The sequence below is a fragment of the Flavobacterium palustre genome (genome assembly GCF_014639535.1).
Classification (GTDB): domain Bacteria; phylum Bacteroidota; class Bacteroidia; order Flavobacteriales; family Flavobacteriaceae; genus Flavobacterium; species Flavobacterium palustre.
Window position 1 is genome coordinate 250706 of the sequence record NZ_BMGA01000003.1, and the last position, 15270, is coordinate 265975.

A 15270-nucleotide genomic window follows, 5' to 3' on the forward strand; every position below is an offset into this window, starting at 1 on the left:
TAAAAAAACCGTTCCGATAGTTATCATCGGGACGGTTTTTTCGTTTAACGAAGATTCTATTTTTCCTCTTTCTCAATTGCTGAAATTTCTCCAAAATAAGAAATGGATTCTCTATTATTACTAATTATTGTCAATGTACTGTTTCCTTCAGAAGAAACAATAAGTGTTATATTAAAAAAATCCTGCTGTCCTCTTACTGACGCCTCAATTTGATATCCTTTTTTATGTTTATTGACTACAAATTTCTCGGGTTTTCCTTCAAATTTAAGTCCGGTATCACTACCTCCGTAACCTAATCCACTAAATCCCCGACCGAAAAAAGGCATTTCACTTTTTATAAAATCAGGTTTAAACGTAATAAAATTAGGAATAATACTCAAGTCAATCATCCTAAAAGTTGGAGAGTTCGAATTTCGGGCAACAAATTGAAATTCTTTCGCATTAATCAATTTTTCTATTTCTTTTTGCTTTTCTATTTTTTGTTCCATTCTGAGTTGTCTTCTCGATTTTTCCTGAGAAAATCCAATTAGAACATTACAACAAAACAAGAGCAAAATGACTATTTTAGGTGTTTTCATAATTTTTATTTTTTAATTACAATAAATGAATCTCTGATAAACAACAACTTAAATTGGAATAAAAATAATACAAACAGTGTTAATTAAATAATTCAATCAAAGTAAATTGCTCTTTTGAAATCACAAAAATTGTTCCTATTTTAGATAAAAACAAAATCAAATGAAATGAGCATGACTAAAAATTGATTACAAGTACCAATAGTGATATGCGAATTACATATGACCAATAAAAACAATAAATATCAACATATGAAAATACTAGGAATAGGATCACGAATTGCTCATCCTGAATACGGAAAAGGTGTAATTACCAATGTTTCATCAACCGAATACTGGGTAACATTTATAGAAAGCGGCTTAGAAACAATTGCATTAGACGATAGTTTCGAAATCATTGAAGCTGCGGAAAACGAAGTGGATACGGTAAGTTTCTCGGAAGTAGAAACAACTTTACGTAATCTTCTGAAAAAATGGTCGGATGTTTCCGAAATTGTTCCCATTGGCGATAAATGGAAAGGCGGAAAATTGATTCTGGAACCAGGACAGCCTGGTTTAGCTTCGAAAGAAATTCCGATTGATACTTTTTTCCATAAAATAGTTATGGTAAGAGACCGCTTGCGAGTGATGGAACAAAAAGTCAATTCGAGTAATCTGGAGGAAATAGAAAAAATAGAATTACAACAATACATCACAAGAATATACGGCAGTCTAACCTCTTTTAATATTCTGTTTAAATCACCAACGAACCATTTTGTAGGAGAAAAATCAAAATAGAATGTTATTTAACTTTGGCTTTCGATGCATTTTATAGTATTTTTATGGTTTCAAACCTTATTTTAAAAAATCATGAAAAAAATCATTGTTTTTACACTGGCAATTAGTACTGCTTTAATTGGATGTAAACCACAAAATAAATCAACTGATACAAAAAAATTAAATATTGTATTTGAAGCAAAAAGTAACAGTAGTGTTGCCGGAACTGCCTCTTTTATTGAAAAAAACGGGAAGGTAACTTTTGAAGCCAAAATATCCGGATTAAAACCGGGAGTGCATGCCATTCACATTCATGAAAAATCAGATTGTTCAGCAGCTGACGGAAGTTCAGCCGGTGGACACTGGAATCCTACTTTCAAAAAACATGGCAAATGGGGTGTTGGAGAATACCATAAAGGGGACATTGGCAATTTTACTGCTGATGAAAAAGGAAATGGAAAAATCACTTTGACTACCGACGAATGGTGTATTGGCTGTGGTGATCAAACTAAAGATATACTAGGAAAAGGCTTAATTGTTCATGACGGAGCAGACGATTTTACTTCGCAACCTGCGGGAAATGCCGGCGCAAGAGTAGCCTGTTCGGGAATTATAAAATAAGGAATAGTCCTTCAATATCATTTAAAACCGTCTTAATTTAACAAAATTGAGATGGTTTTTTCATTTTTAAATAACATCAAAACTAGAAAATACTATAGCTTTGTAGCATCAAAATAAGAATATGATAAATCCTTCGGCACCTGGTTGGGTTGATAAATTTTTTGTCAAGCAGGAATTCACGAAACAGCATGTTTTCATGGATGTTGATTTATTTTATAAAAAAACCAGAGCAACCGGTTTTATCTACGGTCATATTATTTCATTTGAAACTCCTGTATTTGTTGATACTAAAGGCTGGGTTCAGAATGAAATTCCTAAAGTTGCCTTATTAAACACCTTGTATAACATTTATGGATTAACCACTCAGGAAGTGGATCCGAATGCGTTTATCAAAAAATGTCTCGATTTTTATGATGATTTACACCCACAGGGTTTTAATTTGTTTAAAAAAGTGTTACCAAACGGTGCTCCTTCTTTAAACTTAGAAAAAATTATTGATACCCGGGTTCAGACTAATGTGGATATCATCAATAAAAACTTCTCTCATATTGTAACTAATGCGTTACTTTTTATAGATATTTTAGCTTTCAGGCAATACCTGATTAACGGCAAAATACCCGAAAAATACTTGAAAAAAATTGAAGAAGCTGTAATTAGTGTGGTTACTTTGGCTCTGAAAATCAAGACTAATAAATCGAATTACGATGATTTATTAATTAAACTCTTTGAAGCTTCGGTGCGTTACAGCAAGTTCTCTAAAATTAATACGCAAAATATTGACGAACTTAATTTAGATTATTTCAATTCTGATTTAGAGAAATACTATCTGCTTGACATGGCCGGAATGGCACTATGGAGTGATGGTGAAATTGAAAATGAAGAAATTTACTTTTTACATAAACTAGCCGAAAACATCAAAATACCAACTGATTTTGTATCAGAAAGTATCCAAAACACGGATAATTTTATAAGCAAATACAAAAAGGAAATTCCTTATTTTAATTATTCAAATCCGGTAAAACATTTTTACGATCAAACTACGCAAAGTGTCATTACGTTAATTAGTCGCAATAAAAACAGACTACTTAAAGAAATTATTCAAAGTAAAGAACTAATGATTCTGTTGGCTTATTCGACACGAAGAGACTTAGATGAAAAAGAAAAAAAGAAAGTAAAAAAACAACTATTAGACATTTGTAAAACCATACCTTCGTTGACTATTTTTTTACTTCCGGGAGGCAGTTTACTACTTCCTATCCTAATCAAATTTATCCCAAAATTACTTCCGTCTGCTTTTAATGAAAACTTAGATAATGAATAAAAAAAATCGCCTCAAATGGCGATTTTTTTTTTTACAAATTCAGTTGATAGACTTCATCTAATTCTTTATTGGAACTAATATTTACTTCTAAATCAGTCACAAAACCGGAATTCAAACCATAAACCCAACCGTGTAAAGTTAAATCTTGTCCGTTTTTCCAGGCGTTTTGTACGATAGATGTTTTAGCTAAATCGAAAACCTGTTCTTTAGCATTAATTTCTACAAAGGTGTTAAATCGCTGTGTTTCGTCTTTAATAGAATCCAAATACACATTGTGCATACGATACACATCTTTAATATGTCGGATCCAGTTATCAATAATTCCGATAGACTGATTTCCCATAGCTGCTTTTATCCCGCCACAACCATAATGCCCGCAAACAATTACGTGTTTTACTTTTAAAACGTTTACGGCATAGTCTAATACACTCAGCATATTCATATCAGTATGTACTACCATATTAGCAATATTTCGGTGAACAAAAACTTCTCCCGGTTTAGCGCCAATAATTTCATTTGCCGGCACACGACTATCAGAACATCCTATCCACAACAAAGGCGGAGTTTGACCTTTGGCTAAATCTGCAAAATAGTTAGGGTCTTTTTCTAATGATCTCTCAACCCATTCTTTATTATTTTCTAATATTTTTTTATAAAAATCAACCATACTTTTTCAAATTTACTCTGTTCAACTTTTCTCAGTAATAAATATAAGTTTCGTTTTTTTGTTTTAAAAAACTTCTCTTTTAACCATCATCCGTTTTGCCACATCATAATAATGCTCAATTGTAACGTGATTTGAAACCTCATCGGTATTCTCCAGCTGATATGCCTTTTTAAATCCTTTTAATTTCACTTTAATGTTCTCATCATGCGCTCGTATTTCTTTAAATTCGCGAATTAAATCCAGCACATCGTGAGCAATATACTCTGTATCATGAGCATTAATAACAACTCTTGAATTTTCAGGAATATCATTTAAAGTTTGCTTTATAGCAGCTTTATTTAAAAAAGAAACTTCCTGTGCCAAATCAATATGGATAATATCTCCGTCTTCGTATTCTTCTTTTTTAAAACTGTAAGCTTTTTTCAGATTTCCTTTTAAAACAAAAATTACACTAATAATAATTCCCAACATTACACCTTTTAACAAATCAGTCACTACAACAGCCACCATTGTTGCTATAAAAGGTACAAACTGATATTTTCCTTTTTCCCAGAAATGCTTGATTGTGGCCGGTTTTGCAAGTCGGTATCCTACTAAGATTAAAATTGTAGCTAATGTAGCCAATGGAATTTTATTTAAAATAGACGGAATAATCAAAACACTCAATAATAAAAATACTCCGTGGATAATGGTTGACATTTTTGATTTTGCTCCCGCATTACTATTTGCCGAAGAGCGAACCACTACCGATGTCATTGGTAATCCTCCTAAAAGTGAACTTACTATGTTTCCAATACCCTGTGCTTTTAACTCTACATTGGTATTAGTATATCTTTTTTGCTGATCCAATCGATCGGAGGCTTCAATACACAATAACGTCTCTACCGATGCCACAATAGCAATTGTCACGGCTACAGTCCAAACATCAGGATTGATAATTTGTGTAAAATTAGGCACTACAATTATGGCCTTAAAATCCTCTAATGATTCCGGAATAGGTAAAGACACTAAATGCTCCTTAGTGATAGCCAATGAACTTCCTGAATTAATAAAAATTTGATTTAAAACAATACCAAAAATTACAGCTATCAAAGCTCCGGGAACTAATTTAAATTTCTTTAAAAAAGCAATTTTGTCCCAGGAAATAAGTATTGCCAATGAAAACAAACTTACAAGGATTGCTCCTAAATGAAAATGATTGAAAATCTGTAATAATGAAGACAAGGTATTGCTACCATCAACTTGAGTAAAAGATTGATCTCCTTCAAAATCGGCATCATAACCAAAAGCATGTGGAAGTTGTTTTAAAATAATGATAATTCCAATTCCGGCAAGCATTCCTTCAATTACATTGGTTGGAAAATAATTAGATATACTTCCTGCTTTAATAAAACCTAATGCTAATTGAATAAAACCAGCAATAAAAACAGCCGTTAAAAAAACATCAAAAGCACCCAAATTAGTTATTGCTGTTAATACAATTGCTGTTAATCCGGCCGCAGGACCAGTCACACTAATATGCGACTGACTTAAATACCCAACAACTATTCCTCCTACGATTCCGGCAATAATACCTGAAAACAATGGTGCACCCGAAGCCATTGCAATTCCTAAACACAATGGTAAAGCTACCAAGAAAACCACTAAACCAGAAGCAAAATCAGATTTAAGGTTAGCAAAAAGATTTGTTTTTTTTGTCATAATACTAATTAATAAATTATACCAAATTACAACACAAACATTGTGTTTGCAATCCTAAAAACTTTAATAAAAGTATTACATACTATCGGGTGGAGGGGTAGCTATCGTTTGTATAACATTATCATGTTTAGAAAAATCTTCAAAAAGAATTAAATTTCTAAGTCCGGTTTTTTTTACTTTAAAAGTTAAATTAGATGTTATAGCATACACTAAATGCTTCGTTTCTTTTTTTACTTGTTCTTCCTCAGACACACTATAATATACCGCAACATCAGTTGACTTTTCTATCAACTTTACAATAGTAGGAGTTGCTAAAAAAGCGATGAAGACTAATAAAAATAAAAGTGCTATTGATTTCATATAAACAAAAATAAACCTAAAAAAATATAAATTTTAAAAAAACCAATCTTTTTTTATAAAAAATTAACACCAATATTCAAAAAAAACACAAAACCAACCTAACAATCTTACTTTCAGAAAAATACACTATTTCAAAACACCATTTATCAGGTTTCTACTTAAAAAAACAGAGCAAAAAAAGAACCTCTTTTACCATCAAATAAATTGATTGTTTTTATATTTGTATCAAAAAATTCTATCCATGACAATTACCCAACTCAAATATGTTTTGGCTGTAGCCGAACACAAAAATTTCACACTCGCTGCCGAAAAATGCTTTGTAACTCAACCTACCCTGAGCATGCAAATTCAAAAAATTGAAGAAGAATTGAACATTCAAATTTTTGACAGAACAAAAAAACCAATCCAACTAACGGATATTGGACAAAAAATAGTCAATCAGGCAAAAAATATTGTTAACGAAGCTGATAGAATTCAAGATATTGTAGAACAACAAAAAGGTTTCATTGGTGGTGAATTCAGACTGGGCATCATTCCTACAATCATGCCTACCTTATTACCTATGTTTTTGAACAATTTTATCAAAAAACATCCAAAAGTAAAACTCATTATCGAAGAATTAAATACCGAAGAAATTATCGCCAAGCTCAACAACGGTCATTTAGACGCTGCCATCGCGGCTACCCCTTTGATGGAAGAAAAAATCAAAGAAATTGTACTTTACTTTGAACCTTTTGTAGCTTATATCCCTGAAAGTCATCATACTTTCCAAAAAAAGGAAATTGAAGTAGAAGACTTAAATCTTGATGAAATTTTATTATTACAGGATGGACATTGTTTTAGAGATGGTATTTTAAACCTTTGCAAAAACAATACAAGAAGCGAAGGGAATCATTTTCAAATAGAAAGCGGCAGTTTTGAAACCTTAATAAAACTTGCCGATGAAGGACTGGGAACCACTCTTTTACCCTATTTACACACTTTAGATTTAAAAGAATCCGACAAAATTAAATTACGTCATTTTACAGAACCAAAACCTGCCAGAGAAGTCAGCCTTATTTATCCTAAGAGCGAATTAAAAATTCAAATTATTGAGGCATTAAGGAGTACCATAGCCGGCGTTGTAAAAGGAGCTATTGTTTTTCAAAATGTACAAATAATAAGTCCGCTGCAAAAAAAATAGAGTCAAGAAATCTTGACTCTATTGGATGATTTTAGTTTCTTTCGACTATAGAAAGACATTTTTGCAATTCAGGCTTTTCTTTAGTATAATAAGTAAGCCAATTTCTTAGATGATCCATCTCATGTGGCAATAAATTTCGAACTGCTTTTTTAAGTTCTTTTACAAATAAATCAGGTGCAAAACTAACTCTTTCTAATATCGACTTAGTGTAATCATATATCATTCGTGGCATATCTAATAGTATTAAAAGTTATCAAATTAAGATGTTGTAATTTACAAAAAAACGTCTTTAACCCACAAATCAAAAACAGTTAAAAAACACATAAATTACGACGAATTACATTTTCTTAAAAATTTAGAAATTTTTAACTTACAAAACAGAGTTGTTTCTTTTACTGTCTTCTATTGTAGAGAAAAGTTGAGTTCATAAAAAAAGGAATCAAAAATGATTCCTTTTTTATTTAAATATTTACTATCACTAAGGATGGTTTTAACTCGGGTTTCTCTACTATAAATGACATTAACCATTCTTTTAACTGATCCAACTCATAAGGGAGAAGTGTTTTTATGGCTTTTTCGAGTTCTTTACAAAAAAGTACCGGATCAAAACTAACTCTTTCTAATATCGATTTAGTGTAATCAAACATTATTTTGGTCATAATAGATTAACTTTAATGATTAAACATTAATTCAAGGCTATGTAAAATTAAGAATTAAAAACATACTTTACATCTATTTAACGGTATTTTTAAAAATTTATTATGTTCTGTTTCAAAAACTGTTATTTATTTAAAAGCCCTAAACATTTCTCTCTTTCCCGGAGGGCCTTCCAGTTTTTCGACTTTAAAACCTACTTCTATCATACTTCGTTTGACCACTCCTCTGGCAGCATAAGTAACTAAAACACCATTTTCTTTAAGTGCATCATACATTTTTTGAAAAATAGCCGTACTCCACAATTCAGGTTGTACCCTGTACCCAAAAGCATCAAAATAAATCAAATCAAACTGCGCCACATCATCAATATCCTGAAAAAACTGTTTTCTTTTAGTTAATGAAAAATCCTGGCTCAAATCATTCTTTTCATTCCAATCTGAATGGTGCATTTTTTCAAATATTGCCAATTGATCCTGAGCTTCTAATTCATCCACATAATTCATAGATAAAATTTCCTCAGGGGCAACCGGATAAGCTTCTACCCCAACATAATCAATAATCTGATTCATTTTTTGTGCTTCTAAAAAACTAATAAAAGCATTCAGTCCTGTACCAAAACCAATCTCTAAAATCGACACTGTTTTGTTTTTAAATAACGAAAGTCCGTTTTTAATAAAAACATGCTTAGCCTCCTGAATGGCACCATGTTTAGAATGATAACTCTCGTTCCACTCTTCCAAATGAATTGTTGTAGAACCATCCTGAGTTTGTATAATTTCTCTTTTCAATTTTTGTATCTGTTATTTTGAATCTGTACTAAACAAAGACCAAATTTACTTAAAAAGCCCCATACACGACCTTAAAAAGCGATGATTTATTGCATATTTCATAGAAATGATTGTCTTTTTTTTAGTTTTTTTTTGAATATACGAAAATCCTATTCAATAGTAACAATTATTAAAATTTTGACAAGTATTTTGTCCTTTTTTATTTAATTTTGCAGGAATCAAAGTTTAGTTCATCATAAAGTGAAATTTTATACTTAAGCTTCATTTATACATTCAAAAAAATAAAAAACATATTATTATGAGTACAACTCAAGCCGGCAAAATTGAAATTATAAAAGCACCTAATACAAAAATTAACGAAGTAGATTTTGACAACTTAACCTTTGGTTCTGTATTTACTGATCATTTATTTGAATGTGATTTTAAAAATGGAGAATGGCAAAACCCAACTATTAAACCTTATGCTCCGTTTTTGATGGATCCTTCATCAAGGGTTTTTCATTATGGACAAACTATTTTTGAAGGAATGAAAGCCTACAAAGATGAAAATGATGATATTTGGCTTTTCAGACCTGATGAAAATATCAAACGTTTTAACAGTTCAGCTGTTAGAATGGCTATGCCTGAAGTTCCTGAACAGTTATTCATGGAAGGTCTTAACCAATTACTAAAACTAGACAAAGCCTGGATTAAAAAAGGCTTAGGAAACACTTTATACATCCGTCCGTTTATGATTGCAACAGGTTTTGGTGTTGTTGCTAATCCTTCTGACGAATACAAGTTTATGATTATCTTATCTCCTGCAAAAGCTTATTATTCAGGAGAAGTTAAGGTACTTATTGCTGAGCATTACAGTAGAGCTGCTAATGGAGGGATTGGTGCTGCAAAGACCGGAGGAAACTATGCAGGACAATTCTACCCTACTACTCTGGCTAACCAGGAAGGTTACCAACAAGTTATCTGGACTGATGATGCTACGCATACTAAGCTGGAAGAAGCCGGAACAATGAATGTATTTTTCAGAATCAACGATACTTTGATTACTGCTCCTACCAGCGAAAGAATTCTGGATGGAGTTACCAGAAAAAGCCTTATTGACATGGCAAAAAGAGAAGGTATCAATATTGAAGTTCGACCAATTCTTGTGAACGAGTTAATCGAAGGTGTTAAAAATGGCAGCTTAAAAGAAATTTTCGGAGCAGGAACTGCTGCAGTAGTAAGTCCTATAAAAGGATTTGCATACAAAAACGAATATTTTGAATTACCTAAAACTGAAGATTCTATTGCATTGCAATTGAAAGAGAAATTAACAAACATCCAACACAAATTAGCTGAAGACACTTTTGGCTGGACTGTAAAAATCTAATTTCCTTATTTTTAGATATAGAAAAAAGCGATTTTCAAATTTGAAAATCGCTTTTTTTATTATAACTGCTAAGATTTATTTAAAACAAAATTTTCTTTTTCTCCGTCACTAAAGGGTGGAAAATTTCTTAAAAATCACCTAATATTTTAGAAAAATCAGGTTTGAAATAATTGGGACCTTTCATTACTTTTCCATCTTCACGATAAATAGGTTTCCCATCTTCACCCAGTTTACTCATATTACTTCTCTGAATTTCATCAAAAACAGCTTCAATTTTATCCTGAAGTCCGTGCTCAATAATTGTTCCGCATAAAATATACATCATATCGCCCAAAGCATCTGCAATTTCAACCAAATCATTATTTTTAACCGCCTCCAGATATTCTTCATTTTCTTCTTTCATCAAATGATAACGAAGTGTGTTTTTTGTTTCTCCTAAATCGGCAACAGGATTTTCGCTGTGACCAATTCCGAATGCTGTATGAAATTCTTTTACCGAATTGATTTGCTTTTGCATAATTATTATGAATTAAATGAAACGCAAATTAGTAACTAATCCTAAACATTTGACTATTTTTGCAATAAATTTTTAAAATTATGTTTAGCCAAGGACAATTATTATTTGCACTCTGTTTTGTTATTGCTTTTGTTATCATTATGATTATTTCTTATCGAAAAGACATCAAAACACACAAAATATTTTACAAAGGAAATTACAAAATCTTAATTGGTTTCTTTATTTTCATTGGAATTTTATTTCTGATTAAAATATTTTTTAAACATTAACCTGAATCTTTTCGCCTCAGCTTTTAGATTAAATTAAGAACACACAAAACACAACACACACAAAAACAATTAGTTAATTTAAACAAATAACTTCCTGACTGCTTTTTTCATTATCTCAACTCAAAATTGAATTAGGAAAAATTCAATAATTCTTTTCTTTTTCAGCATCTAAAGACCTTTTTTTATAATTTTCACGCTAATAGCTTCGGATATTGATAAAATTTCTAACTTTACAACAGAAAATAATCAATTTATTATGAGAATTTTAAAATATATCTTTCTTTTATTTTTACTTAGCTTAGTTGCATTATCTATTTTCGTTGCTACACAAAAAGGAGATTTCCTTGTAGAAAGAAGTAAGATTATTAATTCTCCCAAAACATCGGTTTATAATTATGTGAATGATTACAGAAATTGGAGTGATTTTGGTTCATGGACATCCGAAGATCCGGAAATAAAAGTTAACTATCCTAAAAATACTATTGGAAAAGGAGCTTCTTTCTCTTGGGAAGGAAAAGACGGTGCCGGAGAAATGAAAACTATCAGAATCATCGAAAACGACAGTATCGTACAATCGATGCAATTTGAAGGAACTAACTCAACTGTTTACTGGAATTTCAAAGATACCATTGGCGGTACAAAAGTTACTTGGAAAACCAAAGGAAAAATGAGCTTTTTCTTTAAAATTTATGCTGCTTTAAATGGTGGTGCTGATAAAATTATCGGAACTATTTACGAAAAAAGCCTGGTTAATCTTGACAAGGCATTAGATTATGAAATAAATACTTTTTCGACAGTGAACAACGGTGTCGTTAAAAAACCAATTATGAATTATATTGGTCAAACTTTCAATAGTGAACTAGTCAAAATAAACAAAAACTTCAAAATTGTAATTCCAAAACTTACTACATTTTGCGAAAAAAATAATATTGTAATCAACGGAAAACCGTTTATTCTTTACCACACTTTTGACACTGCAAAAGGTCTTGCTAAAATCACAATTGGAGTAAGTATTAAAGATGCTATATTTTTAAGTGCCGGTAGTGATATTGTAGCCGGAAAGTTAGATGCTTTTGAAGCCGCCAAAACCAGCTTAACAGGTGATTATTCACACCTGCAGGCTGCTTATGCTAAGACAAAAAACTACCTAAATCAAAACAAATTAACTCCAAATCCTATTTTTTCTCATTTAGAAATTTATGCTTCAGGGAAAAATGAAATCAAAAACCCATCTAAATGGCTTACTGAAGTTTATATCCCTATTGTCCCGAAAGTAGTTCCTCCGGTACAAACTTATAAAGCGGTTGAAACAATTGAAAGTTCGCCTGTAGAATCTCATACAAAACCTGAAGAAGAATCCGAATTTTAAAAAATCTTTTTTTAACGATTAAACCTTATAAGTACTTATTGCATCTAACCCAATAAAAAACTTGCTGGACGAAAAGGAATTCATACAACAATTATTAAATCCGAAAACGCAAAACGATGCTTTTCAAAAATTGTTGCATACCTATCAAAAACCACTGTACAATCATATTCGTAACATTGTTTTAGATCATGATGATGCTGCCGATGTTTTACAAAACACCTTTATTAAAGTTTTTCAAAATCTTAAAAACTTTAAAGGCGAAAGCAAATTATTTTCCTGGATGTACCGCATTGCTACTAATGAAGCTTTGACATTTTTAAATCAAAAAGCCAGAAAAAGCGGAATTTCATCCGAAAGCCTGCAAAACAAAGCAATAGACAACCTTAAAGCTGACGTTTATTTTGACGGAAATGACATTCAGATTGCATTACACAAAGCCATTGCAACTCTTCCCGAAAAACAACAATTAGTATTTAAAATGAAATATTTTGAAGAATTAAAATACGAAGAAATATCCGAAATCCTAGGCACATCAGTAGGTGCGCTAAAAGCCTCTTACCATCATGCCGTAAAAAAAATCGAAGCACTTTTAACCGTAAATTAAACCTTTTACATTTAATTTAGTCAAATAGCTATCATGAAAGAATTCAAATTAAATACAAACCCTAAAATCGAATCAGGATTCAAAACACCTGATGATTTTTTTGACAAATTTTCGGCAAATCTACTCGAACAATTGCCTAAAAACGAACCTAAAACCATCTCACTGTTCCAAAAAAAGAAAACAATTATTATGATGGTCGCGGCTGTTTTTGTTTTGGCTTTAGCTATACCTACACTAATAAAAAATGCGAGTGGCTCCAATGAAATTGACACAGTAACTTTAGAAAATTATTTAAGCTATCAGTCTAATGTAAATCAATATGATTTAATAAACGAACTGGATGAAGAAGATATTGATAACATTAACAACACCAATATTGTCTTAGAAGACAAAACCATAGAGGATATTTTAATTAACAACAACAATTTAGAACATTATATTATTGAATAATATTATAAAAAATGAAGAAGATGAATTTCAAAAAGTTTTTACCCCTGCTATTATTATTTTCTTTGAGCTTTTATGCTCAGGAAAACTTCAACGATAAAAAAGAACAAATTAAATCCTTAAAAGTTGCTTTTTTAACTACCGAGCTCAATTTGAGTTCTCAGGAATCAGAAAAATTCTGGCCACTTTACAATGCTTATGACAACAAGCAATTTGAAATAAGGCATCAAAAAATGAAAACGTATAAGCATAAGTTCAGCGATGATGCACTAAGCAAAATGAGTGAAAAAGATGCTGCTTTGCTGCTTTCGCAAATGGAAGCCACAGATGAGGAATTATTTTTATTGCGAAAAAAATTCAGTAAAAGTTTAAGAACTATTCTGCCGGCAACAAAAATCATTAAATTAAAAAAAGCCGAAGACGATTTTAATCGAAAATTACTCCAACAATACGGAGACAGATCTAAAAGAAAATAAACATTCAAAAAACACCGTAAAAGCCGTCTAAAATGACGGCTTTTGCATTTATACTACAATCTGATTTTACACGTTATTATACCGCATCTTACCAATACAAAAAGCAGTTTAAATTAATTGGCACAGTAATTGGATATTGCAAATTATCAAATGTAAAATACAGTCGCCATGAAAAATAAAATAATATTCTTAAGCTTAATAGCTTCTTTTTTGAGCATACAAACAGAAGCTCAAAACAGAAGCTCTGTAAACGCAATGAGTAATGAAATTAGTGATAATCTCGACTTAAGAGCGGTTGCATCCATTTTTGGAGAATCCAGAAATCTGGAAGATTTTGAAAGACGTTTAAACGATCCTGAGCTTCAAATTTCAAATCTGGATTTAAACAATGATAATGAAGTCGATTACCTGCGTGTTATAGAAACCGTAGAATACAATACTCACGTGGTAATTATTCAGTCGGTTTTAGATCGTGATGTTTATCAGGATGTAGCAACAATCGATATTGAAAGAAACAATAATAGCGTACAAGTACAATTTATTGGTAACGAATACATGTATGGTCCTAATTACATTTACGAACCTGTTTATTATTCCACACCATTAATTTACGCTTCATTTTGGGCAACAAATTACCGTCCTTATGTATCTAATTGGTATTGGAACTACTACCCGTCGTATTATTACGCCTGGAGACCGTATCCTATATACAGATACAGAAACAACATTAATTTGTGTGTAAATTTCAACAACTATTACAATTACGTAAGTTACAGAAGAAGCAACATTGCCATTTCTATTTACAACACCAGACGTGCTAATGCTTACGAAAGACGTTATCCAAACTATGCTTTTTCAAAAAGATACAGCAACTACTCTAACCGTTATGAACTGGATCAAAGAAGAGGTTCAAGATACAGCAACTATAATCCGGGCAGAAATACAACAGGAAGACAGTACAATGCTCCGCAAAGAAGAGAAACACAAAGAGATTACACTCAAAACAGAGCCAATACTTCTTCATCAAGACAAAATACAACAAGAGATTATACTAATAACCGAATTGCAGATTCCAAACAAAACGCCCCATCGAGAAACTACAATCAAAATAACAATATAAACAGCAACAGAGAAAACAACAGCTCAAAAGCTACTAACAGAACGTTCAATAACAATAACAATAGTAATAATTATTCCAGAGGAAATACAAGTCAAAACAGATCCGACAGAACCTACAATCAAAACAACTCGGCCAATTCGAGACAAAACGCATCGCCACAGCAAAGTCCTTCAACAAGATCTTATGCCCCAAGACAAGAAAGCAGTTCACAAAGAGCAGCTCAAAGTCCAAGAGACAACAGTCAAAACAGAGGAACATTTTCAAGACCAAGTACTCCGGCTGCTGCTCCGCAAAGAGCTGAAGCAGGCAGAAGCAGAAGTTCTAATCAGGAAAACAACAATTCTTCCAGAAATAATAACCGAAGAATCTAACAAAATAAAGTTCTATTATTAAAACACGATCAATTGGTCGTGTTTTTTTGTTTTTTAAAATAAATAAGTTTTGAATTACTTAAAAATGAGTAAATTTGATGC

The 15270-nt window shown here is 31.5% G+C and carries 20 protein-coding genes; 12 read left to right on the forward strand and 8 right to left on the reverse strand.

Annotated elements, in window-relative coordinates; all coding sequences use genetic code 11:
- Positions 1-56 precede the first annotated feature (56 nt).
- A complete protein-coding gene (locus tag IEV84_RS08050) occupies positions 57-578 on the reverse strand; it encodes a DUF4251 domain-containing protein (RefSeq protein ID WP_188493771.1) in 522 nt (173 codons plus the stop codon).
- Between the two features lie 249 nt (positions 579-827).
- On the opposite strand from IEV84_RS08050, the gene IEV84_RS08055 reads away from it, so the two are divergent.
- The 3 genes from IEV84_RS08055 (at position 828) to IEV84_RS08065 (ending at position 3273) form a co-directional block, all read left to right on the forward strand.
- Positions 828-1352: a DUF8685 domain-containing protein gene (locus IEV84_RS08055; RefSeq protein ID WP_188493772.1), complete on the forward strand. Its 525-nt coding sequence runs from the start codon at positions 828-830 to the stop codon at positions 1350-1352.
- Between the two features lie 72 nt (positions 1353-1424).
- Positions 1425-1952 (forward strand): superoxide dismutase family protein, encoded by a 528-nt coding sequence (locus IEV84_RS08060; protein WP_188493773.1) that lies wholly within the window; start codon positions 1425-1427, stop codon positions 1950-1952.
- Between the two features lie 121 nt (positions 1953-2073).
- Positions 2074-3273 (forward strand): LETM1-related biofilm-associated protein, encoded by a 1200-nt coding sequence (locus IEV84_RS08065; protein ID WP_188493774.1) that lies wholly within the window; start codon positions 2074-2076, stop codon positions 3271-3273.
- Positions 3274-3304: 31 nt separating this feature from the next.
- Here the strand turns inward: IEV84_RS08065 and can are convergent, their stop codons facing one another.
- The 3 genes from can to IEV84_RS08080 form a co-directional block, all read right to left on the reverse strand.
- The gene (can, locus tag IEV84_RS08070) at positions 3305-3940 is read right to left on the reverse strand and encodes a carbonate dehydratase (protein WP_188493775.1); all 636 of its coding nucleotides are present in this window, start codon (positions 3938-3940) and stop codon (positions 3305-3307) included.
- A 63-nt stretch (positions 3941-4003) separates the two neighbouring features.
- Positions 4004-5641, reverse strand: coding sequence for a SulP family inorganic anion transporter (locus IEV84_RS08075; protein WP_188493776.1), 1638 nt, complete (start codon positions 5639-5641; stop codon positions 4004-4006).
- A gap of 75 nt (positions 5642-5716) precedes the next feature.
- The gene (locus IEV84_RS08080; RefSeq protein ID WP_188493777.1) at positions 5717-6001 is read right to left on the reverse strand and encodes a hypothetical protein; all 285 of its coding nucleotides are present in this window, start codon (positions 5999-6001) and stop codon (positions 5717-5719) included.
- 241 nt (positions 6002-6242) lie between these two features.
- Here IEV84_RS08080 and IEV84_RS08085 point away from each other — a divergent pair, with 241 nt between their 5' ends.
- Positions 6243-7184 (forward strand): LysR substrate-binding domain-containing protein, encoded by a 942-nt coding sequence (locus IEV84_RS08085; protein ID WP_188493778.1) that lies wholly within the window; start codon positions 6243-6245, stop codon positions 7182-7184.
- A 31-nt stretch (positions 7185-7215) separates the two neighbouring features.
- On the opposite strand, the gene IEV84_RS08090 is transcribed toward IEV84_RS08085, so the two are convergent.
- The 3 genes from IEV84_RS08090 to mnmC2 all read right to left on the reverse strand — a co-directional run bounded on the left by IEV84_RS08090 (position 7216) and on the right by mnmC2 (position 8629).
- Complete coding sequence (locus IEV84_RS08090; protein WP_188493779.1) at positions 7216-7416, reverse strand: hypothetical protein; 201 nt, start codon at positions 7414-7416, stop codon at positions 7216-7218.
- A 229-nt stretch (positions 7417-7645) separates the two neighbouring features.
- On the reverse strand, positions 7646-7843 hold the full coding sequence (locus IEV84_RS08095; RefSeq protein WP_188493780.1) for a hypothetical protein: 198 nt from the start codon (positions 7841-7843) through the stop codon (positions 7646-7648).
- A 126-nt stretch (positions 7844-7969) separates the two neighbouring features.
- Positions 7970-8629 carry a tRNA (5-methylaminomethyl-2-thiouridine)(34)-methyltransferase MnmC2 gene (gene mnmC2 / locus IEV84_RS08100; protein WP_188493781.1) on the reverse strand — a complete coding sequence of 220 codons (660 nt, stop codon included), beginning with the start codon at positions 8627-8629 and terminating at the stop codon, positions 7970-7972.
- 298 nt (positions 8630-8927) lie between these two features.
- Between mnmC2 and IEV84_RS08105 the strand changes: the two genes are divergently transcribed.
- Entirely contained in the window at positions 8928-9995 is a 1068-nt protein-coding gene (locus IEV84_RS08105; protein ID WP_188493782.1) for a branched-chain amino acid aminotransferase, read from the forward strand.
- A gap of 127 nt (positions 9996-10122) precedes the next feature.
- Here IEV84_RS08105 and IEV84_RS08110 read toward each other — a convergent pair whose 3' ends face one another.
- Positions 10123-10512 (reverse strand): pyrophosphohydrolase domain-containing protein, encoded by a 390-nt coding sequence (locus IEV84_RS08110; protein ID WP_188493783.1) that lies wholly within the window; start codon positions 10510-10512, stop codon positions 10123-10125.
- Positions 10513-10592: 80 nt separating this feature from the next.
- Between IEV84_RS08110 and IEV84_RS16510 the strand changes: the two genes are divergently transcribed.
- From IEV84_RS16510 to IEV84_RS08140, 7 genes are all read left to right on the forward strand, one after another.
- Positions 10593-10781, forward strand: coding sequence for a hypothetical protein (locus IEV84_RS16510; protein WP_229732639.1), 189 nt, complete (start codon positions 10593-10595; stop codon positions 10779-10781).
- Positions 10782-11037: 256 nt separating this feature from the next.
- Entirely contained in the window at positions 11038-12150 is a 1113-nt protein-coding gene (locus tag IEV84_RS08115; protein ID WP_188493784.1) for an SRPBCC family protein, read from the forward strand.
- Positions 12151-12211: 61 nt separating this feature from the next.
- Positions 12212-12754 (forward strand): RNA polymerase sigma factor, encoded by a 543-nt coding sequence (locus IEV84_RS08120; protein ID WP_188493785.1) that lies wholly within the window; start codon positions 12212-12214, stop codon positions 12752-12754.
- Between the two features lie 33 nt (positions 12755-12787).
- A complete protein-coding gene (locus IEV84_RS08125) occupies positions 12788-13204 on the forward strand; it encodes a hypothetical protein (protein WP_188493786.1) in 417 nt (138 codons plus the stop codon).
- A 20-nt stretch (positions 13205-13224) separates the two neighbouring features.
- Positions 13225-13677, forward strand: a complete 453-nt coding sequence (locus tag IEV84_RS08130) for a sensor of ECF-type sigma factor (protein WP_188493787.1) — start codon at positions 13225-13227, stop codon at positions 13675-13677.
- Positions 13678-13709: 32 nt separating this feature from the next.
- Complete coding sequence (locus IEV84_RS08135; RefSeq protein WP_188493788.1) at positions 13710-13856, forward strand: hypothetical protein; 147 nt, start codon at positions 13710-13712, stop codon at positions 13854-13856.
- Positions 13846-15168 carry a hypothetical protein gene (locus IEV84_RS08140; protein ID WP_188493789.1) on the forward strand — a complete coding sequence of 441 codons (1323 nt, stop codon included), beginning with the start codon at positions 13846-13848 and terminating at the stop codon, positions 15166-15168. Before IEV84_RS08135 ends, IEV84_RS08140 begins: the two co-directional genes overlap by 11 nt.
- The last annotated feature ends 102 nt before the right edge of the window (positions 15169-15270 follow it).

Excerpts from the sequence above, each read along its gene's own strand:
- IEV84_RS08110 (WP_188493783.1), bottom strand. The coding sequence starts at position 10,512 with ATGCAAAAGCAAATCAATTCGGTAAAAGAATTTCATACAGCATTCGGA.
- IEV84_RS08140 (WP_188493789.1), top strand. The coding sequence starts at position 13,846 with ATGAAAAATAAAATAATATTCTTAAGCTTAATAGCTTCTTTTTTGAGC.
- IEV84_RS08075 (WP_188493776.1), bottom strand. The coding sequence starts at position 5,641 with ATGACAAAAAAAACAAATCTTTTTGCTAACCTTAAATCTGATTTTGCT.
- IEV84_RS08080 (WP_188493777.1), bottom strand. The coding sequence starts at position 6,001 with ATGAAATCAATAGCACTTTTATTTTTATTAGTCTTCATCGCTTTTTTA.
- IEV84_RS08115 (WP_188493784.1), top strand. The coding sequence starts at position 11,038 with ATGAGAATTTTAAAATATATCTTTCTTTTATTTTTACTTAGCTTAGTT.
- IEV84_RS08135 (WP_188493788.1), top strand. The coding sequence starts at position 13,710 with ATGACGGCTTTTGCATTTATACTACAATCTGATTTTACACGTTATTAT.
- can (WP_188493775.1), bottom strand. The coding sequence starts at position 3,940 with ATGGTTGATTTTTATAAAAAAATATTAGAAAATAATAAAGAATGGGTT.
- IEV84_RS08095 (WP_188493780.1), bottom strand. The coding sequence starts at position 7,843 with ATGACCAAAATAATGTTTGATTACACTAAATCGATATTAGAAAGAGTT.
- IEV84_RS08050 (WP_188493771.1), bottom strand. The coding sequence starts at position 578 with ATGAAAACACCTAAAATAGTCATTTTGCTCTTGTTTTGTTGTAATGTT.
- IEV84_RS08065 (WP_188493774.1), top strand. The coding sequence starts at position 2,074 with ATGATAAATCCTTCGGCACCTGGTTGGGTTGATAAATTTTTTGTCAAG.
- IEV84_RS08055 (WP_188493772.1), top strand. The coding sequence starts at position 828 with ATGAAAATACTAGGAATAGGATCACGAATTGCTCATCCTGAATACGGA.
- IEV84_RS08090 (WP_188493779.1), bottom strand. The coding sequence starts at position 7,416 with ATGCCACGAATGATATATGATTACACTAAGTCGATATTAGAAAGAGTT.
- IEV84_RS08085 (WP_188493778.1), top strand. The coding sequence starts at position 6,243 with ATGACAATTACCCAACTCAAATATGTTTTGGCTGTAGCCGAACACAAA.
- IEV84_RS16510 (WP_229732639.1), top strand. The coding sequence starts at position 10,593 with ATGTTTAGCCAAGGACAATTATTATTTGCACTCTGTTTTGTTATTGCT.
- IEV84_RS08125 (WP_188493786.1), top strand. The coding sequence starts at position 12,788 with ATGAAAGAATTCAAATTAAATACAAACCCTAAAATCGAATCAGGATTC.
- IEV84_RS08130 (WP_188493787.1), top strand. The coding sequence starts at position 13,225 with ATGAATTTCAAAAAGTTTTTACCCCTGCTATTATTATTTTCTTTGAGC.
- IEV84_RS08060 (WP_188493773.1), top strand. The coding sequence starts at position 1,425 with ATGAAAAAAATCATTGTTTTTACACTGGCAATTAGTACTGCTTTAATT.
- IEV84_RS08105 (WP_188493782.1), top strand. The coding sequence starts at position 8,928 with ATGAGTACAACTCAAGCCGGCAAAATTGAAATTATAAAAGCACCTAAT.